Genomic DNA, 24224 nt, shown 5'->3' on the forward strand with positions numbered 1-24224 from the left:
GAGGCCCGCGTCGCCGGTGCGGAAGGGGGAGCTTCCCCTTGTTCGGACGACGTGGTGGAGCCGAACTCATCGGTCGCCCCCGCGCCCGGGCCGGAGAGGGGCCGGCCACGGCCCCGATTGGCAATTGGTCATCGTGGCCCTCGCCGTTCATGGGTGCTGCTGATCTTGCCCCAGGAGCGGTGACTTCAACAGAATCCCGAGAGTGCTCGAGGTGTTCGACAACTATCGGAACTGTGATGTCAGGCGTCCGGGTCGAGGAGGATCTTGCCGACCGCTCGGCCGGCCGCGACCTCGCCGAGCGCCGCGGCTGCCTGTTCGAGGGGGAATACGGCGCCGATATGGGGGGATACACGGCCGGAGACGAGCAGGCCGGTGAGTTCCTTTTCGTTTCTGCCGAACTCGCCGGGATCGATGTCCTGGAACTGGAACCCCAGGAGATGTAACCCTTTGACCAGCACCAGGTTCAGTGGGATGCGGGGCACGGTTCCGGAGGCGTAGCCGATGGTGACGAAACGTCCGCCCCGGCCCAGCGAACGCAGCGCGGGTTCGGACAGGACGCCGCCGACCGGGTCGAGGACCGCGGCGGCGCCGTCGGGGACGGCGGTGCGGAGTTGTTCGCGCAGCGTGCCGTCGCGGTGATCGATCAGGTGGGTCGCGCCGTAGGAGTGGGCGGTGGCCAGTTTGGCGGCCGAGGAGGCCACCGCGACCACGTCCGCACCGACCGCGACCGCCAGTTGCACGGCCGCCAGCCCCACACCGCCGCCCGCACCGAGCACGATCACGGTGTCGCCCGGGCCGACCCGGGCCACCGATCGCAAGCAGTGATAGGCGGTGCGGTAGGCGACACCGAACGCGGCCGCCGTGTGATCGTCCACGCCGTCCGGTATCGGCGTGAGATTCGCGGCGGGGGAGAGGATCTGGTCGGCAAAAGCGCCGTAGAGCCCGGTACCGGTGACGCGATCCCCGACCGACCGCCCCTCGCACCCCGGGCCCAATTCGACGATCTCCCCGGCGAATTCACTACCGGGCACGAACGGGGGCGGCACGGCGATCTGATATTTGCCACCGATCAACAGCACATCCGGGAAGTTCACGGCCGCGGCGCGCACCCGCACCCGCGCCTGCCCCTCTCCGGGCACGGGTACGGGCCGCTTCTCGATCCGCAGGACGTCCGGTGTCCCGTATTCGGGACAGACCACCGCCCGGACGGTCACTTCCCCTGCCACACCGGCTCTCGCTTCTCCATGAACGCCATGGCGCCCTCTTTGGCGTCGGCGCTGGCGAACACCACACCCTGCCAGTGCCGCAACCGTTCGGCGGCCTTGCCGGGGTCGGTGACCGACAACCGTACGAGTTCCTTACACGCCGCGACGCCCAACGGCCCGTTGGCGGCGATCCGTTCGCCGAACGCGATCGCGGTGCCGAGCACCTGGTCCGCGGGTGTCACCGCATTGAACAGGCCGATCTCGTAGCCGCGGGCCGCGGTGAAATAGTCGCCGGTCAAAGTGAGTTGCAGGGCGATCCCGAGGGGTATCCGCTCGGCGATATAGGTGCCGCCGCCACCGGGGAACAATCCGCGCTGCACCTCCGGCAGCCCGAATTTCGCGGTCTCCGCGGCGACGATCAGATCGCAGCCCAGCAACAACTCCAGGCCGCCACCGACCGCTGTGCCGTTGGCGGCGCCGATCACCGGGACCTCCACCTTGCCACGGGTGAGACGCTGGAACGCGCGGTTCTCCGGAGTATCGCTGAACCCCACATCTTCGCCGCCCGAGAATGCTCGCAGATCCATACCCGAGCAGAACGCCTTCTCACCGGCCGCGGTGAGAACCAGCGCCCGGATCCCGGGATCCTGCTCGGCGGCCAGCACGGTGGCGCCGATCCCGGCGATGAGGTTCCCGTTCAGCGCATTACGGGCCTGCGGCCGGTTCAGGGTGAGCACGGTGACCGCACCGCGGGTTTCGACCAGGAATTCGTCATCGCTCATGTGCGGTACTCCGTTGTTTCGGCGAGTTCGGCGGCCGACCGCATGAGTTCGGGGACGATCGGGCCGAAGGATTGCAGCTTCACATCATCGCCCGCGCGCTGGAAACCCTGTTCCAGCACGATGGCGAGTTTCCATTTGGCGAGCACCAGGTAGTAGTCGAGATCATCGACCTGGCGTCCGGACACCTCCGCATAATGCGCCACCACTTGATCACGCGAGGGCATATCGCGCATATCCACATACCCGGAATCGTCCGGTGCGGAGGTGTCGGCGGGCCAGCTCTGCACCATCCACGCCAGATCCAGTTTCGGATCGCCGACAGTGCCCATCTCCCAGTCCACGATGGCCGCCAGCCGGGCAGGTGCGCCGTCGCGGTACATGACATTGGCGAACTGGTAGTCGCCGTGCATGAGGCCGGGGCGGTAGTCCAGCGGGCGGTGTTCGCGCAGCCAGCGGGTCGCGGTGTCCATCCCGTCGAGTTCGCGGCCCTTGATCCGGTCGAAGAAGCCGGTCCACCGGGCAACCTGGCGTTCGTGGAAGCCGTCCGGCCGGCCCAGATCGTGCAGGCCCCGGTCGCGCCAATCCACGGTGGACAGCAGGGCGATCCCCTCGGCGAGCTGATAGGCGAGGCCGGCGCGGGCGGCGGGGTCGGTATCGAAGGGCGCCGGCCAGACCCGGCGATGGTCCATCGGCGACCAGCCGTCCACGAATCCCATCAGGTAGAAGGTGCGGCCGAGTACGGCGGTATCGGTGCATACGGCCACGGCAGGAGTATGCGGGACATCGGTGCCGTCCAGGGCCTCGATGATCCGCCATTCCCGCAGAATGCCCTTGTCCCGGTCGGCGGGCGCGTGCACGGGCGGTATGCGCAGTACGCACCGGTGTTCGCCGCGGGTGATCTCGTAGATCTCGTTCTGTGTACCGCCGGACAGCAACCGGGTCTGCAGTGGTTCGCCCTTGCCCGGAAGCCCAATTTCGTCCATCCAATTCGCCAGTGGCGCAAAGTCGATCATAGGTTGTCCGCCTCGGTGTCCACGTATTCGGCGTATTTGGCGCGGGCCGCCTCGAGTCGCCGGGGAATCCATTCGGTCGGCCAGTCGTCGTCGCTGGGCCGGTAGTCGCGTAGTACCTGTTTGGCGACGGTCATCTTGTGGACCTCGGTGGGTCCGTCGGCCAGTCCCATCACCCCGGCGCCGTGGATCATGGTGAAGAACGGCATCTCGTTGGTGGTGCCGAGGGCGCCGTGGACCTGCATGGCCCGCCAGGCGATATCGTGCAGGACGGCCGGCATCACGACCTTCACCGCGGCGATATCCTTGCGGACCTTCTTGTAGTCGTTGTATTTGTCGATCTCCCACGCCGTATGCAGTACCAGCAGCCGGAACTGTTTCAGCTGGGCGTAGGAATCGGCGATATAGCCTTGGACGAACTGTTTATCCGAGAGCCGGGTGCCCGCGGTTTCCCGGCTCAGCGCGCGCTCGCACATCATGTCGACGGCCTTCTGAGCGAGTCCGATCGTGCGCATGGCGTGGTGGATCCGGCCGCCGCCGAGCCGGGTCTGTGCGATGACGAATGCCTGGCCTTCGCCGCCGAGCAGCGATTCGGCGGGTACCCGGACGTTGTCGTACTGGATGAGTGCGTGCGAACCGTCGTTCAGTGGTTCACCGGCCAGTCCGATATTGCGTTCGATCTCGATGCCGGGGGTGTCGGCGGGCACCAGGAACATCGACATCCCCTTGTAGGGACTCACGTCGGGGTCCGTCACCGCCATGACTATCAGGAACGATGCGGTACGGGCGTTGGAGGAGAAGAACTTCCGGCCGTTGATCACCCAGTCGGCACCGTCGCGTTCGGCGCGGGTGCGGAACAGGGTGGGATCCGCGCCGGCATGCGGTTCGGTCATCGAATAGCAGGAGAACAGTTCGCCGTCGAGCAGCGGCTGCAGATACTGCTGCTTCTGGGCTTCGGTGCCGTAGTGGGCGATGATCTCGGCGTTCCCGGTATCGGGGGCCTGGCAGCCGAACACGATGGGCGCCCAGGAACTGCGGCCCAGGATCTCGTTGAGCAGCGCCAATTTCAGCTGCCCGTATCCCTGGCCACCCAGCTCCGGGCCGAGGTGGGTCGCCCACAGGCCTTGATCCCGCACCCGCTGTTTGAGCGGATCTATCGCCGCTCGGCGGGCGCCCTCGAGCGGCACGAACTGTTGATGCGGCCACACCAGATCCAGGGGTTCGACCTCGTCCCGGACGAAGGTATCGGCCCAGTCCAGCTTCGCCTGGAAGTCGGGTTCGGTCTCGAAATCCCATGCCATTTGCAACTCCTCTCGTTCGGTGAGAATATCCTTCTTGTGGACAAGAATGCAATTCTTCCGGAGTTGGGGCTGGTCGGGCGGATCGCCCGGAAGGCGGTGGCCGAGCGAGAGGCCGAATACGCCGGCGAGATCCGCCGGCTCCTCGATGCCGCGCTCGATCAGGTGCGGCAGGGTGGTCCGAATACCCGCCCCCGGGTCGCCGATATCGTGGCCGCCGCCGGGCTGTCCAACGATGCCTTCTATCGGCATTTCCGGTCGAAGGATGCGCTGATGGCGGCCGTGCTGGCGGATGGGGCGGAGCGGCTCGCGGACTATGTCGCGCACCGGATGTCGAAGGAATCCGGACCGGAAGGGCGAGTGCGGAGCTGGGTGGCGGCGATCCTGGCGCAGGCCGAGCCGGCGAGCGCGGCCGATACCCGGGCGGTGCTGTGCCAGACCGGTGCGCTCGGCATGGATCTGGTGTCGGGGCAGGCCGGTTCGGCGCCGCAACGGCTCGCGGTTCTGCTGTACGAGCCGTTCGCGGGGCTCGGGGTGCGGGAGCCGGAGCACTGTGCGGGGTTGGTTGCCTACGCGATCGTCGGCAAGTTGTCGGAGTATCTCTGGTCGAATGCCGAGCCGGTGCCGGAGGAGGTCGAGCGGCTGGCCGGATTCTGTCTCTCTGTAGCTGCCGCTGAGGCTCGATAGGGGCGCCGATACAGTCCGGTCCAACACGGTAAACATTGCAATCCTTGTTAGGATTGACGTAATGTACGCCCATGGACTTCACGATGGGTGCGACCGCCGGGGAGCTCCGCGGTGAGCTACGCCGGTTGATCGCCGCCGAGGTCCCCGCCGGATATCTGGGCGCCTTCACCGATGATCCCGCGGATCTTGCTGTCGCTCAGCGCTTCTGCGCGACGCTGGCCGAACGCGGACTGCTGTGCCTGGCCTGGCCGCACGAGTACGGCGGGCGCGGTGCCTCGATCTGGGAGCAGACCGTGGTGCGCGAGGAGATGTGGGCGCAGCACGAACCGCGCGGCGCGCAATACATGGGCGTGAACTGGGTCGGGCCGACCATCATGCGGCACGGAACGCCCGAACAGCAGCGCAAACATCTTCCGCCGATCGCCCGCGGGGAGGTCATCTGGTGTCAGGGGTTCAGTGAACCCGAGGCCGGATCCGATCTCGCGTCGCTGCGCACCACCGCCCGGCGCGACGGTGACGGCTGGTCCATCTCCGGGCAGAAGATCTGGACCTCCTACGCCACCATGGCGCAATGGTGTTTCCTGTTGGCCCGGACCTCGCACGAAGGCCGTAAACAACAGGGGCTCACAGTTTTCCTGCTGCCGATGTCCGATCCGGGAATCACTGTCCGGCCCATCGACGCAATGCTCGGACCGCACCACCTCAACGAGGTGTTCTTCGACGGCGTCCGGGCGACCGAGGCCGATGTGCTGGGCGAAGTGGGCAACGGCTGGTCGGTGGTCCAGGAGGTGCTGGCCTTCGAGCGGGTAGGCATCGCCCGCTACGCCCGTTGTGAACGGCTGCTGCACACCGCGCCCGAAGTTCTCGCCGAGTACTGGGACGAAATCCCGGAGGTGCTGCGTGGCCGCTGGGCGCGCATGCTGATGCGCTGCCGCCGGGCCCGGCTGCTGGCCTATCAGGTGCTCTCGCTGCAGAATTCGGGCACGGTCGCGCCGGGGGATGCGGCGGCCTATCGGATCGCGGTGACCCGGCTCGATCAGGACAGCGCCGAAGTGCTGGTGGAACTGGCCGCGACCGTACCCGGCGATACGGATGACAGGCGGCGATTCCAGCGTGCCGTGCACGACCACTGGCGCTACGCCAATGCTGCCACCGTGGCGTCCGGCAGTATCGAGGTGCAGCGCATCCTGCTGGCGCGGGAACTGCTCGCAGACCCCGCGAGGGGGACTGCCGCGGGCCGGCCCGGTCGCGCGAACAACGCCGGTCCGGTCACCGGACAGGTCCGGTCGTGAGTGGTTCACCTGCCGCGGCAACCGATACTGTGGCGCGGCCGCCGGACTGCCCGCCGCAGTCTCGTCCGGCTGCGCCCGCGATGAGGTCCGCCGACCCGGGAACGGAAACCTCACGGTCCGCGGCGTCGGATGGGAACCCGGTCACGGGCGACCCCGTCGATGCGGCCGGGTGCGGGTATTGCGACAGGCAGGCGGCACACGATGCGGTGGCCGGTCGGGCACCGGGGACCGGATCCGGGCGATCGAATCGGCACCGGGTCCGGGTTCGTGGTGGGGCGGAAGATCGTTCGGGGCCCGAGCGGGTGCGGGCAACGCAGGAGGACGCGCGAGCTGCCCACAACCGGCAGGGATACCGCGTCCGGCGGAGGAGGACAGCGTGAGTACACCCAGTCGACGGGATCCGCGCTCCGGCGACTCCCGGCCAGGGGGCGCAACAATCGTGGATCACAGCCACACCTCGGCGGGCGCCGACCACGAATTGCGCCTCGAATTGAGCTCGGAGGCCGAGGAATTCGGTCGCGAAGTGGTGCGGGCGCTCGGCGCGGCCGGCGGCGACGACCTCGTGCAGCGGGCGGAACGGGCGCCGGGCAGCCGAGGCGAGAGGGTGGAACCGGTGCTCGGCGAACTCGGTGTCTGGGAGCTGGCACCGCGGCGTGACCCGGTGGAGCTCGAGGCGGCCGCAGCGGTATGCCGGGCCGGCGGCTACTGGGCGGCTCCGTACCCGGTGGCGGAGCGGCTGGCGCGGCCGGACGAGCCGGGTTACGACGGTTTGATCGTGGTGTCCGGGCCGGAACCCGCGGGGCCGGTGCTGGGTACCGACCTCCGGTGGGCAACCGTATCCGTGGCGGGGGAGCGCGGAGTGGCGACCCCGTCCGCGACCGCGCAGTCCGCGCGGGAGTCGGCGTTCGTCGTCCCGCTGGCCATCCGGCCCGTGGCGGGGGACGGCACCGCGGACCTTGCGCTCGCGCTGACACTTCCGTGCTGGACGCTGCTGGGCATGCTGGACCGGGCCCTCGAACTGACCCGGGCGCATGTGCGGATCCGCGAACAGTTCGGGCGCCCACTGGCCGAATTCCAGGGTGTGCAATTCCAGCTCACCGAGGCCGAGGTCGAGCGGCGGGGAGTCGACCTGCTGGCCCGGTACGCCCTGTGGAGTATCCAATCCGGGCGTACCGAAGCGCTCGACGACGCCCTCGCCTTGCGCCTTGCCGCGATCGAGGCGGCCGATATCGTGTTCCGGGTGGCGCATCAGCTGCACGGCGCGGCCGGGTTCTGCGATGAGACCACGTTGTCGTGGCTGTCCCGCTACAGTCTTCCGTTACGGCGCCTGCCGTTCGCCGCCGTCGGCACCGAGCAGGCGTTGACCGGCCGGATCGGCCGCCGCGGGCTGGCGGGACTGTTCTCCGACCCGATGGGGGTATGAGACCTATGCGATACGACCTGCCGGAGGTCCTCACCGTCACCGGTGCGGGACCGATCCGCACCGTCACGATCAACCGGCCGGCCGAGCTGAACGCGGTGAACGCGGACCTGCATCGGGCGCTGGCGCAGGTGTGGCGGCAACTGGCCGCCGATACCGAGGCGCGGGTGGTGATCCTGACCGGTGCGGGCCGGGCGTTCAGCGCCGGCGGCGACCTGGACTGGATCGCCTCGTTCCTCGACGATCCGGTGGCCCGCGACGAGAGTATCCGCGAAGGCGCGGAGATCATCGAGGAACTGCTGCGCTGCCCGCTGCCGGTGATTGCCGCGGTCAACGGCCCGGCCGTCGGTTTGGGCGCCAGCATCGCCATCCTCTGCGATATCGTCCTCATCTCCGACCGTGCCCATCTCGCCGACCCGCATGTGGCGGTCGGTCTGGTGGCCGGCGACGGCGGCGCCGCGTTCTGGCCGCTGCTGACCCCGATTCTGCGTTCCCGCGAATACCTGTACACCGGTGACCGGATCGACGCCGCCACGGCGGTGGAACTCGGGCTGGCCAGCCGGACGGTGCCCGCCGACGATCTGCTCCCGGCCGCGAGCCGGCTCGCCGAGCGGTTGGCGAAACAACCGCAGAACGCGCTGCGCAGTACCAAACGGGTGGTGAACATGTATCTCGCGCAGGCCCTGGCCGGTCCGCTACAGGCCGGATTCGCGGCCGAAGTGGTCACCATGCAATCCCCGGAACACCGGGAACGCCTCGAAGCACTCCGTGAACGGGCACGGCGATAACGTGGGCGCCGAAACCTCCACCGATCTGGCGGACTTCCGGGCCACCGTGCGGGAGTGGTGCCGCACGCACGTCCCCGCCGAGTGGCGCACCACCCAGACCGGCGCCACCGACGCCGAATTCGTGAACTTCCAGCAGGCCTGGTTCCAGGAACTGCGCACCGCCGGATACGCCGTCCCGCACTGGCCACGCGAATACGGCGGCGGTATGCCGATCCCCGAACAGATCGTGCTGTATCAGGAACTCGCCGCGCACGACGCCCCACGGCTGGTGCTGGCGTTCGTCGCCATCCACCACGCGGCCGCCACCCTGCTGGCCGGCGGGACCGCGGAGCAGCGGCAGCGGCATCTGCCTGCAATCCTCGACGGTGAACTGTGGGTGCAGGGGTTCTCCGAACCGGGCGCGGGCTCGGATCTGGCCGCGTTGCGCACCGCTGCCCGCCGCGACGGCGACGACTACCTGGTCACCGGCCAGAAAGTATGGGCCAGCGGCGCCCAATACGCCGATTGGTGCCTGCTGCTGGCCCGCACCGGCCCGGAAGCCCCCAAACGCAAAGGCATCTCCTATTTCCTGATGGATATGCGCACCCCCGGTATCGAGGTCCGGCCCATCCGGCAGGCCACCGGTGAATCGCATTTCTGCGAGATCTTCCTCGACGACGTGCGGATCCCCGCCGCGAACCTGCTCGGCGCCGAGAACCGCGGCTGGCAGCTGGCACAACAGACCCTCGGCGCCGAACGCGGCCTCACCATGCTGGAACTCGCGGAACGTCTCGGTAACGCGGGGTTCCGCCGGCTGATCGAGGAATGCCGCAAACCCGGCATCCTCGGCCGGCCCGCCCTCGACGATCCCCGGACAACCGACCGGCTGGCCCGGCTGGAAACCGAGCTGACCGGCCTCCGCGCTCTGTGCCGCGATCTGGTCGAACGCCACGATGCCGGTACCGTCGGCCCCGCCGATGCCTCCATCGTCAAGCTGTACTACAGCGAACTCCTGCAGCGGATGACCGATTACGGTGCCGAAATCAGTGGGTTGCCCGGCCAGACCGTCCGGCGCAAACCGATGTCGGGCGGCTGGGAATCCGGCGCCTGGGTCCTGGATTTCGTCGGTTCCTGGGAATGGACTATCCCCGGTGGCAGCAGCGAAATCCAGCGCACGATCATCGGTGAACGCGGACTGGGTCTGCCCAGAGAACCGGCGGGAGCATGATGAGCGACGATTTCGCCGAATTCCACGACGAACTGCGCGCCGTGGCGCGGGAACTGCTCGGTAAGGCCGGCGACGCGGCGGTGGAATGGCCTGCCTTGGCCGGCGCCGGTTGGACAGGGCTCGAGGCTTCCGACGAATTCGGCGGGACCGCAGCAACATTCACCGAAACGGCGATCCTGCTCGAGGAGATCGGCCGGGCGGCGGCTCGCACCCCGTATTCCGCCGTCGCCGCGGCGGGTATCGGCGCCCTGTGCTTACTGGAACCGACTACCCACCGCGACGTCGTACTGCGCGAAACCGTCGCGGGAACTGCGCGCCCCGTAGCGGTACTCGCGGGAAACATGGTGCCGGCGGCCGGCGGCGAAACGGCTTGTGCCGGCACCGGAGGCATAGTACCCACCTTCGAATTGGTCCAAACCGGTAAGGCGGTCCTGCTGTCCGGATCAGCGGATTTCGTCCTCGATGCCCCCTCGGCCACGGTCTTGCTGATCCCCGCCCGCGCCGCCGACGGTGCCCTCGGTATCACCCTGGTCGAACCCGGCGCCGCGGGACTGCAGATCACCGGACAGCCGGTCGTCGACGAGACCCGGTCACTCGGCAAGGTCACCGCCCTGGATGTGGCCTTGACGCCACAGTCGTTCGTCCCGTTCGCCCCCGGGGCAGCCCATCCCCTGCACCATCTCCACGACCGCGCCGCCCTTGCGGTGGCCTGCGACAGTCTGGGCCTCGCAGCCGCCATGCTGGACGCGACCGTCGACTACACCCGGGTCCGTGAACAGTTCGGCCGCCCCGTCGGTTCGTTCCAAGCCGTCAAACACGCCTGTGCCGACATGCTGGTCGAGTTGACCGTCGCCCGGCAACTGGTGACCGCCGCCCTGACGGCCATGGCCACCGGCGACCCGGACAGCAGCCGGTCGGTGAGCATGGCGAAATCGTTCACCGGCGAAGCCGCGGTCCGGATCGCCGGTGCCGCGATGCAATTGCACGGCGGTATCGGTTACACCTGGGAAAGCGGAATCCACCGCTACCTCAAACGCGCCACCCTCAACCGGTCCCTCTACGGCTCACCCGCCGACCACCGCCGCGAGCTCGCCGCTCGATATCGGTGACGCCGCCGGGACACGACGGCACGGGGGCCGAAGACAAGCCTGCCCACCGGATCCGGTTTGTGGCATCCGAACTACCGGCGATGTCCCCGACCGCCCGCGCAGAGGGGTCGGGGAACAACCTGTCCGGTTCAGCCGACCGGGGTGCCGTCCCATGAGACGAGTCGCCACCCCTTCTCCGGGGTGCCCTTCACAACCACCCGGCTGGTGTTCTGCAACGGGTCGTTCTGCAGCTTGCTCGGGTCCGGGTCGGAGACGGAGAGCATTGTCCAGATCATGATGGCACCGCCGTGCGAGAAGATCATCGGACGCTTGCTGCCGCGGTTCTGAATGTCCTGGATGGAGTCGTCCATCCGCTTCTTGAACTCGTGACCGTTGATCGAGCCGGGGATGCGGGCGTCCAGATTGCCCTGGATCCACTGGATCGGTGCTTCGAAGTAACCCTGGCCGGCCTCGTGCTCCGGTTTGCCCTCGTAGATACCGGCCTCGATTTCGTGGAGACCCGGCTCGACGGTCACCGGACCAGCACACTGGTCCGAGGTCGGCTGCGCCGTCTGCTGGGTCCGGATCATCTTCGACGCGTAGATGCCGTCGAATTTGCAATCGGACAGGTACCCGGCCACCGCTTCCGCTTGGGCCCAGCCCTTGTCGGTCAGTTCGGGGCCCGGGGTGGAGGTGTCGATCAGGCCGGAAGCATTGCCGGCCGATTCGCCGTGGCGGATGAAGGTAAGGAACATTTCACCGGTATGCGGCGCGGCGACCGCGCTGCCGCCGCCGGCTACGAGGATCGCCATTGCCGCGATGATCGCTCCGATCATCGCGGACAGGCGAGATTTGATCAGATACACAGGGAGTCCTCCTGGATAGATGCGGGCCGCGCTGGAACATCGAAGTGCCCGAACCGGCACGCTAGGGCAGTGTGAGCGAAAGCCACGATCCGTTTCCCGCTGAATGACACATTCGGCGTCAGAGGTAACAGCAGAGTGCTACCCGCACCGTCCTGCACCACAGCGCCGGGCGTTCGCCGCGGCGCACAAGGTCGCCGGTCTACTCGGCGAGTCGTCGAGCTGCCAGCAGCTTCAGATCGCTGGATTTGATCTTGGCGCTCGAGCTGAGTGAGAGGTCGGCCTCGGTGAAGAACAGGATGTCGCGGGGGACCTTGTAGCTGGCGAGTTGGGCGCGCAGGTGGTCGCGGATCGCGGTGGCGTCGAGGGGGTGGCCGGTGTGCGGGACCACGCAGGCCACCACCATTTCGCCCAGGGTTTCGTGGGGGACGCCCACCGTGCGGCCGATTTTCACGCCGGGGTACTGGGCGAGCACCTCGTCCACTTCCAGTGGGGAGACGTTCGCGCCGCCGGTTTTGATGATGTCGGTGAGCCGGCCTTTCCAGTAGAGCCGGCCCTCGTCGTCGAGGTATCCGCCGTCGCCGGTGTGGAAATAGCCCTCTTCGTCGAGGGTTTCGTCGAGGGGCGTGCCCACGTAGCCGAGCATGAGGGTGGGGCCTTTGACGCAGATCTCGCCGTGCTCGCCCCTGTTCAGGATCGAGTCGGTGAGAGGATCGGTGATCTTCACCGTTACCCCGGGCAACGGCACACCGCTGCTGCCGGCGATCGTCTCCTCGGGCGTGCAGGCCGGGAAACACGTGGTGATGGTGAAGGTTTCGGTATTGCCGTAGGCGTGGCCGGGTTCGGTCCAGTCGGTATCGATGGTGGGGTGGGTGGCCAGCGGGAGGTCGCGGTCGACGAAACGCAGGCTGCTCAGGTCCACGGTGTTCCAGTTGGGGGCACCCTGGAGTTGGGCGTGCTGGTGCGGCCAGGAGACCGGGAAGGTGACCCGCTGCGTCTGCATCAGTTCGAGGGCTTCTTCGGCATCGAACATCGACTGCAGAACCAGGGTGCCGCCGGCGGCGAGGGTGGCGCCCAGCGCCTGGCCGAAATTACCGGACCAGAAGAAGCCGTTGGCGGTCCAGCAGCGCACCTCGTCGTCCGGGCCGAAACCGAACATCCGGCGAAACCGCCACAGCTGGATGGTGACCCCGCGGTGCGCGCTGCGGATACCTTTCGGTTTGCTGGTGGTGCCGGAGGAGAAGAACAGGACGGCGGTATCGCTGGGCTGCACGGTCGCGGCGGCCGCGGCGATCAGTGCGGGATCGGTGTCCGCACCGCGTGCCAGGAAGTCGTCCCAGCTCTCGATCGCCGTCGCTGTCACCGGTTCCCCGACGGCCGCGACATAGCGGAGGAAGGGATACTCCGTCGAGGCGACCGTTCCGGGGACGGCGGTGCCGAGCTGCGGTTCCAGTCCGGTGAGCACCTCGCCGAAATCTGTTTTCGCGACGCGGCGTTCGAACAGCAGCACCGAAACCCCGGAGATCCGGAGCAGATGATCGAGCTCGGGCGCCGTGGAGAACGTACTCAGCGCCACCGCGACCCCACCCGCCAGCGAGGCACCGAAAACCGCCGCGAGCCATTCGGCCCGGTTGGTCATGAGCACGCCGACGCGGCTGTCCTTCCCGACCCCGCACGCCCGCAGCGCCCGCGCGACCTCGTTCGCCCGGTCCCACAGGTCGGTGTACGTCCATTCGACACCGTCGGCGGGAGAGATCAGCGCGGTGCGATCGGTATACGAGCCGGTGACCTCCCGGAGGAATCCCGGGAGGGTGAGCGTGCCCAGACCGGGTTCTGCCGTCAGGGGTGGCCCCGCGACGACCGCCGGGGCTGGAGTGTGCTGGGTCCCGGTGCTCATCCGGTGTCCTCTCTGATGGTGCTCCGCACGCGGTGCACGGATGGTGCTGGGAGGACCTCCGCCCGGATCGCGGCGGCCCGGCGTTCTGTTGTCGCGATGATTCGCGGTTGTGGGGCCGGCGCGCCCCGCGGTGGCCGAGTTACAGCGGTAGCTCGACCTCGGCGGTGCAGGAGACGAGCACACCACCGTCCTGGTTCGTGAGCTTCACCTTCACCTGGACCAGCGGCACACCCCAGGTCGATTCCGGTGTCTTGTCCACGATCTCGGCGTCGAAATAGGTGACATCGCCTTCGAACGCGGGGCCCCGGAAATCGGCCTTGGTGTGCCGGACCATGCCGTCGTTACCCGCCCAGTAGGCCAGGTAGTCCGTGCACCACGCGCCCATGGTGGCCCCGTACCCGTAGGCGCGTGCCATCCCCACATCGCCGGCCTTGTCGGCGTCGATATGGCCGCGGGACGGCCCGACGTACAACCCGTCGCGCAACCGCGGATCGATTTTCGCGCCCTCTTCGTCGAAGCCGAAACCTTCCGTCCAGCCGGGATCCTGGTAGACCCAGGGATCCTCGACCCCCTCGGGCGCCGTCCACCGGAAGGTGCCCCAGATGTTGAACAGGAAGGCCCGGTACTCGGTGGTGAAGCTGGCGATACTGTGCGGGCCGATCACCCGGCGCGGCAGTTTGTCGCCGACCTTCACCTCGTCGAAATGCGGTGAGACACCGAGCCGGTTCGACATGAGCCATTCCGTGCGCAGCGCGTCGACCGCGGCGAGTTCGGCGGCCGTCCATTTCTTGATCTCGCCGAGCTGGTTCTCGTACATGCCGCGTTTGTTCGCCTCCTCGGCGAGGTAACGGATCGCGGTCGACCGTTCCTTGGCGACGAGCACCCCGTGCTGGTTGCGGTGGACGGTATCGCCGCGGGAGAACATGGTGGGCCCGGCGAATTTCGTCTCGGCCACCTTGTAATCGTGGAACCGCCGCTCCTGGAAAAGCTGGTCACCGGGCCGCACGGGGCAACCGTAGAACCACCACTCCTCGCCGCCGAAGATGAGGTGGCTGTTCGGGATATGCCCCACGCAGGCCGGTGCCGCACCGTGACCGTAATCGAGGGCGACCGCGATCGATTGCGGCGCGACGAGCCCGCCGTAGCGGGATTCGCGGGCGAACTCCTGATCCCAGTGCAGCGGGTTCGGGTAATCCATCGCCATCACCCAGCGGCGGATGTCGGAGGTGCTGCACGGATCCCATAGCTGGCCGCCGCCGATGGGTTTGCCGACACGGTGGTCGACATCGCTCAGGTCGAGTTCGACGGTCGGTTCGGTCGCCTTCTTGGTCACGAGTAACTCCTGCTCAGCGGTTCACATCGACGACTATTCGGCCGCGGACGGTCCCCGCGATGAATCCACCGGCCGCCTCGATCGCCTCGCCGAGCGGGACCTCCCGGGCGATCGAATCGAGGACGGCGGGGTCCAGATCGCGGGCCAGGCGGCCCCATGCGTCGAGTCGTTTCTGGAGGGGCGCCATCACACTGTCCACACCCAGCAGCGAAACGCCGCGCAGGATGAACGGGGCGACGGACGCCGGGAAATCCATGCCCTGGGCGAGGCCGCAGGCGGCCACCGCGCCGCCGTAGCGGGTTTGCGCGGCGGCATTGGCGAGGGTGTGACTGCCGGCGGTGTCGACGACACCGGCCCAGCGTTCCTTCTGCAGCGGTTTGCCCTTTTCGGCGAGTTCGGCGCGGTCCACCACCGTGGTGGCGCCGAGTTGTTTCAGGTAGGCATGCTCATCGGCCTTGCCGGTGGCGGCTGCGACGGTGAAGCCGGCCTTGGTGAGCAGGGCGATCGCCACACTGCCGACTCCGCCGGTCGCGCCGGTCACCAGGATTTCGCCCGCGTCCGGAGTGAGGCCGTGGTGCAGTAGCGCGTCCACGCACAACGCGGCGGTGTAGCCCGCGGTGCCGATCGCCATGGCGTGGCGTTCGGTGAATTCGCCGGGCAGCGGAATCAGCCAGTCGCCGTTGAGCCGGGCGCGCTGGGCGAGGCCACCCCAGTGGGTTTCGCCGACGCCCCAGCCGTTCAGGACGACCTTGTCACCGGCGGTCCAGCGGGAGTGGCTGCTCGCGGTCACCGTGCCGGCGAGGTCGATACCGGGAACCATCGGGAACTTGCGCACCACGGGGGAGGCGCCGGTGATCGCGAGGGCGTCCTTGTAGTTGAGGGTGGAGTAGGCCACCTGGATTTCGACGTCGCCCTCGGGCAACCGGTCCTCGTCCACGCTGGTGAGTTCGACCTGGGGGCCGGCTTCGCCCTTGTTGATGACAATTGCGGAGAACATCGGTTGATGTGGTCCTTCCTCGATCCGTTCGGGATATGTGCCGTTCCAGCATCTCGAACGGCAACGGTTCGGTGGACGGGTGCCGGTTCGCGCGGTGGGAGAATTTAATTCTCCAAATATAAGAATCATATTTCCAGCCGCGGTTATCGCTGTCAACACCCGAGCCGGTGGTCAGTGTGCCGTCCACCCGCCGTCGACGACGATGGTCTGGCCGGTGACATAGCGACCCGCATCGCCGGCCAGCCAGACGATCGCGCCGACCATGTCTTCGGCGGCCCCTTCGGTGGGCAACGGAATATTGCGCCGCAGATATTCGGCACCGCGGTCGCTGTCGTACAGGGTGTCGGTGATCTCGCTGCGGAAGAACCCCGGCGCCACCGTGTTGACGCGGATCGAATGCCGGGCCCATTGAACCGCGAGTTCCGTGGTGAGTCCGGACAATCCCGCTTTGCTTGCGGCATAGGACGCCTGCGGAATACCCGGTACGCCCACTCGCCCGCTGATCGAGGAGATATTCACGATCGATCCGCGGCCGAGTTCACGCATATACGGGAAAACCTGCTGAGCCAGCAGTAGCGGCGCCACCAGGTTGAGGTCGAGGGTGCGCCGGATATCGTCGAGTGGCTCGGATTCCGCGCGTTCGGCGCCGAACCGGTTTCCCGCGGCATTGATCAGGATCTCCGGCGGCCCCAGCCGGTCGGCGACGTCCGGGACGATCTCCGCGATCGCCGCCGGATCCGAAAGGTCACCGCTGCGGGCAATTCCCCCGATTTCTTCGGCCAGCGCGTCGAGCCGATCCCGCCGCCGCGACACCACCGCGACCCGCGCGCCGAGCCCCGCCAGCGCCCGGCTCACCGCCGCGCCGAGCCCGGACGATGCGCCCGTCACGACAGCGACCCGCCCACTCAGCTCGAACGATGGCAATACCGCCGTATGCGCGTCGACAGCAGGGCGTTCACCGGGTATCGGCGCCTTCCCGGTCCGGCCGCCCGGCCCCGCTGTTTCCGGACCCGGTTGCTGCTGCCCCTGTTCTCCGGGCCGGTGTGAGGGCCGTGCCTCGCGCAGCCGCGCAGTCGCTTCTCGGCCTGCTTCGTTCATTTCGGCCGTACCGGGGCTCGGCTCGGCCGTACCGGTGCTGGGCGAAAGCTCTGTTGGAAGCGGCGCCGGATCCGGCCCGCTCGTTCCGTTTCGCCGAGGCGGGTGCTGGGACTCTGCGCGGCGCGGCTGCGCTGCCGGATCCGAGTAGCTCATGCCGTGTCCGCGCGGGAGATCAGTTCGGGCAGCTGTGTGCGCACGACCTTGCCCATGGCATTGGTGGGTAGTGCGTCGACCGCTGTCCATATCTCGGGCACCTTGTAGCCGGCGAGTTCGCGCCCGCAGTATTCGGCGAGTTCGGTGAAATCCACGGCCGCTCCGTTCGTCTGGATCACTGCCGCGACCTGCTGGCCGAGTCGTTCGTGCGGTACCCCGCAGACCGCGGATCTCGCCGACCGCGGGATGGGTGTCCAGCACCCGTTCCACCTCGAGTGGATAGATATTCGCACTCCCGCGGATGATCACCATCTTCTTACGGTCCAGCAGGGTGAGCCGGCCGTCCGAATCGACCGTACCGATATCGCCGGTGAGAACCGGGCCCGCGGGTGGTGGTTCGATTCCGCCGCCGGTCCAATGCCCGAGAAGTGGGCGCCACCGGTTCGCCCACGGGCCGTCGGTCCGGGCCGACAGCCCGAGTTCGCCGATGTCCCCTGGTGGAAGCCGGTTTCCGTGGTCGTCGTAGGCCGCGACGTCATAGTGCGGCAGCACCGTTCCGCTCGTTCGCGGAGTCCAGTCCGTACCGGGCGGGTCGATCGAGACCACGGTCGGCGCCTCGGTGAGCCCGTAGGTCACCCGCGGGACCAGCCCGTGCGCGGCGGCGAAGGCCTCGCGGAGCCGATCCGGGGTATCGCTGCCGCCGCTCCACACCTCGCGCAGTGAACTCGGATCCAGTTCCGGGTGGGCGGCCAGATCGTGCAGCTGGGCGGGTGCCCCGTTCCAGACCGTCACTTTCCGGGTGGCGATCCACTCGGCGACCCCGGCCACATCCCGGCGATCCATGATCACCGCGCAGCCGCCCGCCTGGGCGGTGAGCAGCGTCGACAGCACGATCATATTGAGAATGGTCAGCGGGAAGCTGTCCCCTTTACGCAGATCCGGGCCCCATTTCCGGGTGGCGACCAGAACTGCGCCGGGCAGCAGCATATTGCGCTGACTGTGCACCACTGCCTTCGGTCGCCCGGACGTTCCGCTGGTGAATGCGATACCGGCCGGGGCGTCGAGCGCGGTGTCGACAGCGGGCGCGGCGGGCGCGCGCTGAGCTGCCGTCCACTGGGCAGTGCTCACCCGGGCCGGTGTGTCGAGCAGGCAACGGGGGCCGGCCAGGACGACCTTCGGTTCGATCAGATCGTGCAGGTACTGCTGTTCGGCCGCAGCCATCGCCTCGCCGATACCCGCCCAGATCGCGCCGATCCGCTGGGCGCCGTGGAAGGCGGCGACGATAGCGAGGTCGTTGGGCAGGCAGGCCGCCACCCGGTCGCCGGGGCGCACGCCGAGCGACCACAGTGCGGCCGCGGCAGCATCGGCGTGTTCGTCGAGTTCACGGTAGGTCCAGATGCCCGACGCCGCCTCGATCGCGGGGGCGTCCGGTGTCGCGGCGAGAGCCGGTCGCAGCACAGCCGCGATGGATACGGGTAGCGGGCCCGCGCCGCGGGTCGCGGTACCTCCGTTGCCGGAAACGTCGTTCTCGCCATTGAAAATGGGCACATATACTTGATATCACTATCCTTACAAAGATTCATCAGATAGCCGTCGAATTCTTCGCGCGGCCCGGCGAAGGTAGGGCGTATGCAGCACACAGGGCCGCTGGCCGGAGTTCGGGTCATCGATCTGACCGCGATGGTGATGGGTCCCTACTGCACCCAGATCATGGCCGATATGGGTGCCGATGTGATCAAAGTGGAACCCCCCGCCGGCGACAACACCCGCTACATCTCGGTGGGCCCCGAGGAGGGGATGGGCGGGGTCTTCGTGAACGTGAACCGCGGTAAACGCAGTGTGGTCCTCGATCTGCGCGCGGAATCGAACAAGGCGGTGTTGCGCGAACTGATCGCCGAAGCCGACGTGTTCATCCACTCCATGCGCGGAAAAGCCGTTACCGCACTGGGCTTCGGCTACGAACAGGTGGCAGAGGTGAACCCGGCCATCGTCTACACCAATTGCTACGGCTACGGCCGCCGCGGCCCCGACGCCGACCGCACCGCCTACGACGACACCATCCAGGCCGAATGCGGACTGCCGTACGTGCAGCAACTGCTCACCGGGGAACCCGGGTACGTCGGCACCATCATGGCCGACAAGATCGCCGGAATGACCGCCCTCTACGCCACGATGATGGCCCTGTTCCACCGCGAACGCACCGGCGAGGGCCAAGAGGTCGAAGTGGCCATGTTCGAGACCATGGCCGCGTTCATGCTGGTGGAACACGCCAACGGCGCCCTGTTCGACCCGCCGCTCGGCACCGCCGCCTACCCGCGCGCGGTCACGAGTGAGCGCACCCCCTACCGCACCGCCGACGGCTATATCTCCGCCCTGGTCTACAACGACAAACAGTGGAACGCCTTCGTCGCCGCGGTCGACCCGCCCTGGGCGGGCCCGGAATTCGCGACCCTCGCGCAGCGCGCCGCCCGGATCGGCACCGTGTACGCGCATCTCCGCGAAACCTTCCGCGGCCGGACCACCGCGCAATGGCTGGAGCTGCTGAATTCCCTCGATATCCCGGCCGCGCCCGTGAACACCCTCGACGAACTACTCGACAATCCGCAACTGGCCGCTACCGGCTTCTTCCAAACAGTCGAAACACCCACCGGGCCGGTCCGTTTCCCGGGCCCACCCACCTGGTTCTCCCGCACCCCGGGCCGAGTTGCGGGGCCCGCCCCCCGGCTCGGTGAGCACACTCCGGAGGTCATGGGCGGAGGTGCCGGGGATCCGGTATCGGCCGAATCGGTGCGTGCCGCATGGTCCGCACGAGGCGACAGATCTTGCCCGTATCCGCGATCCGGCACAGCAGCCGGGCCGGGGCAAGCCGCCGGCTCTATCGGGGCTGCCGGGATGCAGGGACCAGCGCAGTCCGCCCGGCCGGCCGCAGCCGATGCCGTCGGCGGGTCGGTCAGTGAGCAGGCCGTTCCTGCGGAACGAGGGGAGCGCCGGTGAACACGGTCGAGGCCGGCGAGCTGGATCTGCGCCGATACCTGAGGCCGGGCGATCGGATCGTGATCGGTCAGGCCTGTGGGGAACCGAGCACACTGATCGAAGCGCTGACCGCGCAGGGGCGTGCGATCGGGGACCTGTCCGCCTTCGTCGCCACCAGTTTCTCCGGCATCTTCACCCCGGAATCCACCGAATCGTTCGCGCTGTCGAGTATGGGGGCCATCGGTTCACTGCGCACCCTTACCAAGGCACACCGGCTCGGCATCATCCCGTGCCATGTCGGCCGGGTGGGCCCGATGATCGAGGCCGGAACCCTTGGCTGCGATGTGGCTTTCGTGCAGGTCAGCCCCGCCGATGAGAACGGCCGGCACAGTTTCGGACTGATCGGCGACCATACCCGGGCCGCGGTGGACCGGGCGCGGGTGGTGATCGCCGAGGTCAACGAGCAAGTGCCGTACACCCTCGGTGAAGGGCTGCGGGCCGAGGAGATCGATTGCGCGGTCCGGGTTTCGCGTAGCCCGGTACAGGTTCCGCCCGCCGCGATCGGCCCCACCGATGAAAAGATCGCGAAATACGTCGCTTCCTACATCGAGGACGGTGCCGTACTCCAGGTCGGCGTCGGCGCCGTACCCGATGCCGTCCTGCGCCTGCTGGGCGACCGCCGGGACCTGGGTATCCATTCCGGAATGATCGGTGACGGTGTGGTCGACCTGATCCAGGCCGGTGCCGTCACCAACGCGCGCAAGCCGATCGACCCGGGGGTGACGGTTACCGGCGCCCTCATCGGCACCGATCGGCTGTACCGTTTCGCCGACCGCAACCCCGGGCTGCGGTTGTGTCCCGCTTCCTACACCCACGACCCCGCGACCCTTGCCCGGCTCGACGGCCTGGTCACCCTCAACTCGGCGATGGAAGTCGATCTCACCGGTCAGGTGAATGCCGAGCAGAGTGGGCCGGCCTATCTCGGCGGCACCGGCGGCCAGGTCGATTTCGTCCGCGCCGGGGCCCGCTCCCGCGGTGGGCACGCCGCAATCGCGTTGCCGGCCACCGCGAAAGGTGGCACGCTCAGCCGGATCACCGCCCGGCTGTCGGGCCCGGTGACCACCGCGCGCAGCGATGTGGATGTGATCGTCACCGAATTCGGTGCCGCCGAACTCACCGGCTGTCCGCTGGCCGAACGCACCCGCCGGCTGATCGCCATCGCCCACCCGGACTTCCGGGAAGACCTGGACCGGGCTGCTTTCGAGATCCAGCGCAGAGGATTCTGATGACCGACGCCGTACTGTTCGACGCCCGGCCCGACGGGATCGCGGTCATCACCCTGAACCGCCCGGACCGCCGCAACTGCCTCGACAAAGATATCCGGGCCGGCCTGTTCGACGCCTGGGACCGCTTCGAACGCGACCCGTCCCTGCGGATCGCGATCCTCACCGGCGCGGGCCGAAAAGCCTTCTGCGCGGGCGGGGATCTCGCGGAGATGGTGAAGACCCGGATGGGTGAACCACCACGCGATATGTTCCCGCTGCCCTACGACACCATCGAACTGTCCAAACCGACCATCGCCGCCGTCAACGGCGCCGCGTTCGCGGGCGGCTGGATGATCGCCCAGGCCTGCGATCTGTGCGTGGCCAGCACCACCGCCACCTTCGCGGTCACCGAGGTGAAGGTGGGCCGCAGCTCACCCTGGGCGGCCCCGCTGATCCATATGATCCCGCAGCGGATCATGATGGAAATCCTGCTCACCGGCGACCCGATCACCGCCCAGCGCGCCTACGAGATCGGGCTGGTCAACCGGCTCGCCGAACCCGGCGAACTGCTCGATACCGCGCTCGACCTGGCCGGCCGGATTGTGGCCGGTGCGCCACTGTCGGTGCGCGCGGCCCGGGAAACCGTCATGCTGGCAACCGAGATGGGCCGCTCGGCGGCGGCGTCGGCGGCCCGCCACGCAGCTTCCCGTGCCTACCGCAGCGCCGATGCTCAGGAAGGCCCCGCTGCGTTCGCGGAGAAACGGAAGCCGCGCTGGACGGGGCGATGAACTGCCGCAGCGGGCGCGACCCGTCATCGTGGCGTAGGCCGATTACATGCCGGCAACCCGGCTCGGCCCGCCGAAGCCACTGTGGGGCGTTACCCATTTCACGCTGCTGCCCTGCGACGCCTGAACTGATTGCGCTCGGGCGCACGTACTCTTGTGGACATGTCCGATCTCCCGGCCCGTTTGACCGTGGTGACGCTGGGCGCTCGAAATCTGCCCGCACTCCGCCGTTTCTATCGTGCCCTCGAATGGGAGGAAGTGCCGGGCGGAGACGACCAGTGGACCGGCTTTCTCCTCGGCGGTGTCCTACTCGCGCTCTACCCCGATACCGAACTGGCCGCGGAGGCAGCCGGTGGTGCCGCCGCCGGCTGGTCGGGGATAACTCTCGCCTGCAATGTGGACGGCCCCGAGCAGGTGGACCGGGCATTCGCCGCCGCGGTGCGGGCCGGTGCCGCGGTTGTCGCCGAACCGGTGGACCGCGCATGGGGCGGGCGTTCCGGCTATATCGCGGACCCGGAAGGGAACCGGTGGGAGATCGCTTGGGCGCCGGGCGCACGCTTCGACAAGTGCGGGGCGCTGACCGGTTTCAGCGGCTGAGGATCAGAAAACCTCGGCCGTGAAGCCGTCGGCGTCGCGGACCCGGAAAATATCGTGCAGCACCGTGGTGAGGACGTACAGGATCCGCTCGTGATCGAGTCCGGCCTCGTCCGGGCGCAATTCATAGGCCACCTCGCCCGCGACGAATCCCAGTTCGGCCAGCAGGGCAAGTTCCCGCTCGGTGAAACCGGTGGGCCCGGCGGGTTTACGACGGCGCAACCGCTGGTACAGCGTTCGGCGCAGCGGCCCCGCCGGATCGATGACTTCGATTTCGAAGATGCCGCGGGACTCGGCGAGCCATTGGACGGTACCGGGACCGGCGCTGATCACCACCGTGCCGTGCCCGGAGCTGCCACCGATCTCGATCGAACGATCCACCAGGTCCCGGATCGACGAGCGTAAGGAATACATGGCCCGAGTATGGATGGCCGCGACGAAACGCGAATCGGGAAAACTACTCGAGCCCGGGGTTGTGTAACCATTCGTTGCGTTCAGCGCATCGGCGAGCGGTGGCAAGGACACCGGCAATGGCGGGGGAGGGATCGTTCGCGGGCCACAGGACCGACAGTGCTGCCAGGATCGGCGGCCGGACGACGCCACGTTGGACGATACCGGCCCTGGCATTCGCGGCGTGCTCGGCGAACGACGCCGGGGCCAAACCGACTTCGCGTCCGCCGGCGAGCCGGGCGAGCATGGCGTGCACCGGCGGTTCGTCGAACGCGCAGATCTCGGGTGTGAAGCCCGCTTCCCGGCAGGCGGCGACGATACCGTCGTAGTACACCGGGGCGAGGCGGCGCGGGAACAACAGCAGCGTCTCGTCGCGGAGGTCCGCCACCGGGATCGGCGATCTGGCCGCGAGGCGGTGGCGGGTGCTGAGGAGCGCGGCCACGGGCTCTTTGCGGAGGAGTTCGGCGCCTACCCCGTCGACGGGCTGCGGTGAAAGAGCGAGACCGATATCCAGCTCGCCGGCACACAGACGTTCGGGGATCTCGGCGCTGAAGACCTCCCGGGCGTCGACCGTGAGGCCGGGATGGTCCTCATGGAGAGCATCCAGCAATGTCGTGAGCGTATCGAAGCCCGTTACCGGGGTATAGCCGAGCCGGATCGTCGTCGTGATCCCCGATCCGGCCAGCCGGGTGAGCTGTACGGCGTTCTCCAGCGCGGCCAGCGCAATCGGTGCCTCGCGAACCAGCGTGCGGCCCGCGGCGGTGAGCTGCACCCGGCGGTTCGAACGCACGAACAGCGAAGTTCCGAGGATCTCCTCGAGTTTGCGGATCTGATGGCTCAGGGACGGCTGGGCGATGTAGAGACGGATGGCCGCGCGGCCGAAGTGGAGTTCCTCGGCCACGGCCAGGAAGTAGCGGAGCAGGCGGGGGTTGATATCGATAGACGAATCCTATCGTTTCGTGGACGAACAAGTCTTGGACGCCTGCCCGGCGACCGACGTACGGTCGTTCTCGGGCCCCGGGAGACATTCCGGCCGGCC

The 24224-nt window shown here is 68.0% G+C and carries 20 protein-coding genes and 1 pseudogene; 10 read left to right on the forward strand and 11 right to left on the reverse strand.

What is annotated here, in order from left to right:
- Nucleotides 1–239 precede the first annotated feature (239 nt).
- The 4 genes from ON22_RS31205 to ON22_RS31220 are packed head-to-tail and all read right to left on the reverse strand — an operon-like array spanning nucleotide 240 to nucleotide 4298.
- Nucleotides 240–1226, reverse strand: coding sequence for an NADPH:quinone oxidoreductase family protein (locus ON22_RS31205; RefSeq protein ID WP_231508680.1), 987 nt, complete (start codon nucleotides 1224–1226; stop codon nucleotides 240–242).
- A complete protein-coding gene (locus ON22_RS31210; protein ID WP_033245710.1) occupies nucleotides 1211–1987 on the reverse strand; it encodes an enoyl-CoA hydratase-related protein in 777 nt (258 codons plus the stop codon). Before ON22_RS31210 ends, ON22_RS31205 begins: the two co-directional genes overlap by 16 nt.
- Nucleotides 1984–3000 (reverse strand): phosphotransferase family protein, encoded by a 1017-nt coding sequence (locus ON22_RS31215; RefSeq protein ID WP_033245709.1) that lies wholly within the window; start codon nucleotides 2998–3000, stop codon nucleotides 1984–1986. Before ON22_RS31215 ends, ON22_RS31210 begins: the two co-directional genes overlap by 4 nt.
- Complete coding sequence (locus ON22_RS31220; protein WP_033245708.1) at nucleotides 2997–4298, reverse strand: acyl-CoA dehydrogenase family protein; 1302 nt, start codon at nucleotides 4296–4298, stop codon at nucleotides 2997–2999. The genes ON22_RS31215 and ON22_RS31220 overlap by 4 nt, the downstream gene beginning before the upstream one ends.
- Before the next feature lie 36 nt (nucleotides 4299–4334).
- Between ON22_RS31220 and ON22_RS31225 the strand changes: the two genes are divergently transcribed.
- From ON22_RS31225 to ON22_RS31250, 6 genes are all read left to right on the forward strand, one after another.
- Nucleotides 4335–4982 carry a TetR/AcrR family transcriptional regulator gene (locus ON22_RS31225; RefSeq protein ID WP_033245857.1) on the forward strand — a complete coding sequence of 216 codons (648 nt, stop codon included), beginning with the start codon at nucleotides 4335–4337 and terminating at the stop codon, nucleotides 4980–4982.
- A 71-nt stretch (nucleotides 4983–5053) separates the two neighbouring features.
- Nucleotides 5054–6274 (forward strand): acyl-CoA dehydrogenase family protein, encoded by a 1221-nt coding sequence (locus ON22_RS31230; protein ID WP_051158330.1) that lies wholly within the window; start codon nucleotides 5054–5056, stop codon nucleotides 6272–6274.
- A 478-nt stretch (nucleotides 6275–6752) separates the two neighbouring features.
- Nucleotides 6753–7697 (forward strand): acyl-CoA dehydrogenase family protein, encoded by a 945-nt coding sequence (locus tag ON22_RS31235; RefSeq protein ID WP_033245855.1) that lies wholly within the window; start codon nucleotides 6753–6755, stop codon nucleotides 7695–7697.
- 5 nt (nucleotides 7698–7702) lie between these two features.
- A complete protein-coding gene (locus ON22_RS31240) occupies nucleotides 7703–8482 on the forward strand; it encodes an enoyl-CoA hydratase/isomerase family protein (RefSeq protein WP_033245707.1) in 780 nt (259 codons plus the stop codon).
- 1 nt (nucleotide 8483) lies between these two features.
- On the forward strand, nucleotides 8484–9689 hold the full coding sequence (locus tag ON22_RS31245) for an acyl-CoA dehydrogenase family protein (protein ID WP_033245706.1): 1206 nt from the start codon (nucleotides 8484–8486) through the stop codon (nucleotides 9687–9689).
- Nucleotides 9689–10798 carry an acyl-CoA dehydrogenase family protein gene (locus ON22_RS31250; protein WP_033245705.1) on the forward strand — a complete coding sequence of 370 codons (1110 nt, stop codon included), beginning with the start codon at nucleotides 9689–9691 and terminating at the stop codon, nucleotides 10796–10798. Before ON22_RS31245 ends, ON22_RS31250 begins: the two co-directional genes overlap by 1 nt.
- A 128-nt stretch (nucleotides 10799–10926) precedes the next feature.
- Here the strand turns inward: ON22_RS31250 and ON22_RS31255 are convergent, their stop codons facing one another.
- The 5 genes from ON22_RS31255 to ON22_RS38710 all read right to left on the reverse strand — a co-directional run bounded on the left by ON22_RS31255 (nucleotide 10927) and on the right by ON22_RS38710 (nucleotide 18666).
- Complete coding sequence (locus tag ON22_RS31255) at nucleotides 10927–11643, reverse strand: histidine phosphatase family protein (protein WP_081595965.1); 717 nt, start codon at nucleotides 11641–11643, stop codon at nucleotides 10927–10929.
- 199 nt (nucleotides 11644–11842) lie between these two features.
- Nucleotides 11843–13537 (reverse strand): class I adenylate-forming enzyme family protein, encoded by a 1695-nt coding sequence (locus ON22_RS31260; protein ID WP_033245704.1) that lies wholly within the window; start codon nucleotides 13535–13537, stop codon nucleotides 11843–11845.
- Between the two features lie 139 nt (nucleotides 13538–13676).
- The gene (locus tag ON22_RS31265) at nucleotides 13677–14870 is read right to left on the reverse strand and encodes a MaoC family dehydratase (RefSeq protein WP_033245703.1); all 1194 of its coding nucleotides are present in this window, start codon (nucleotides 14868–14870) and stop codon (nucleotides 13677–13679) included.
- A gap of 13 nt (nucleotides 14871–14883) precedes the next feature.
- Nucleotides 14884–15867: an acrylyl-CoA reductase (NADPH) gene (gene acuI / locus ON22_RS31270; protein WP_033245702.1), complete on the reverse strand. Its 984-nt coding sequence runs from the start codon at nucleotides 15865–15867 to the stop codon at nucleotides 14884–14886.
- A 171-nt stretch (nucleotides 15868–16038) separates the two neighbouring features.
- A complete protein-coding gene (locus ON22_RS38710; RefSeq protein ID WP_444543643.1) occupies nucleotides 16039–18666 on the reverse strand; it encodes an SDR family oxidoreductase in 2628 nt (875 codons plus the stop codon).
- 81 nt (nucleotides 18667–18747) lie between these two features.
- Between ON22_RS38710 and ON22_RS31285 the strand changes: the two are divergent.
- From ON22_RS31285 to ON22_RS31300, 4 genes and pseudogenes are all read left to right on the forward strand, one after another.
- A pseudogene (locus tag ON22_RS31285) lies at nucleotides 18748–19890 on the forward strand (CaiB/BaiF CoA transferase family protein); the annotation flags it as partial.
- A gap of 218 nt (nucleotides 19891–20108) precedes the next feature.
- Complete coding sequence (locus ON22_RS31290) at nucleotides 20109–21377, forward strand: acetyl-CoA hydrolase/transferase family protein (RefSeq protein ID WP_174375647.1); 1269 nt, start codon at nucleotides 20109–20111, stop codon at nucleotides 21375–21377.
- Nucleotides 21377–22144, forward strand: a complete 768-nt coding sequence (locus ON22_RS31295; protein WP_033245701.1) for an enoyl-CoA hydratase/isomerase family protein — start codon at nucleotides 21377–21379, stop codon at nucleotides 22142–22144. Before ON22_RS31290 ends, ON22_RS31295 begins: the two co-directional genes overlap by 1 nt.
- Nucleotides 22145–22303: 159 nt before the next feature.
- Nucleotides 22304–22738 (forward strand): VOC family protein, encoded by a 435-nt coding sequence (locus tag ON22_RS31300; RefSeq protein ID WP_033245700.1) that lies wholly within the window; start codon nucleotides 22304–22306, stop codon nucleotides 22736–22738.
- 3 nt (nucleotides 22739–22741) lie between these two features.
- Here ON22_RS31300 and ON22_RS31305 read toward each other — a convergent pair whose 3' ends face one another.
- Nucleotides 22742–23149, reverse strand: a complete 408-nt coding sequence (locus ON22_RS31305; RefSeq protein ID WP_033245699.1) for a hypothetical protein — start codon at nucleotides 23147–23149, stop codon at nucleotides 22742–22744.
- A 43-nt stretch (nucleotides 23150–23192) separates the two neighbouring features.
- Entirely contained in the window at nucleotides 23193–24125 is a 933-nt protein-coding gene (locus ON22_RS31310) for a LysR substrate-binding domain-containing protein (RefSeq protein ID WP_306306628.1), read from the reverse strand.
- Nucleotides 24126–24224: the final 99 nt, after the last annotated feature.

Source organism: Nocardia carnea NBRC 14403 (assembly GCF_000308515.1).
GTDB classification, from domain to species: Bacteria; Actinomycetota; Actinomycetes; order Mycobacteriales; family Mycobacteriaceae; genus Nocardia; species Nocardia carnea.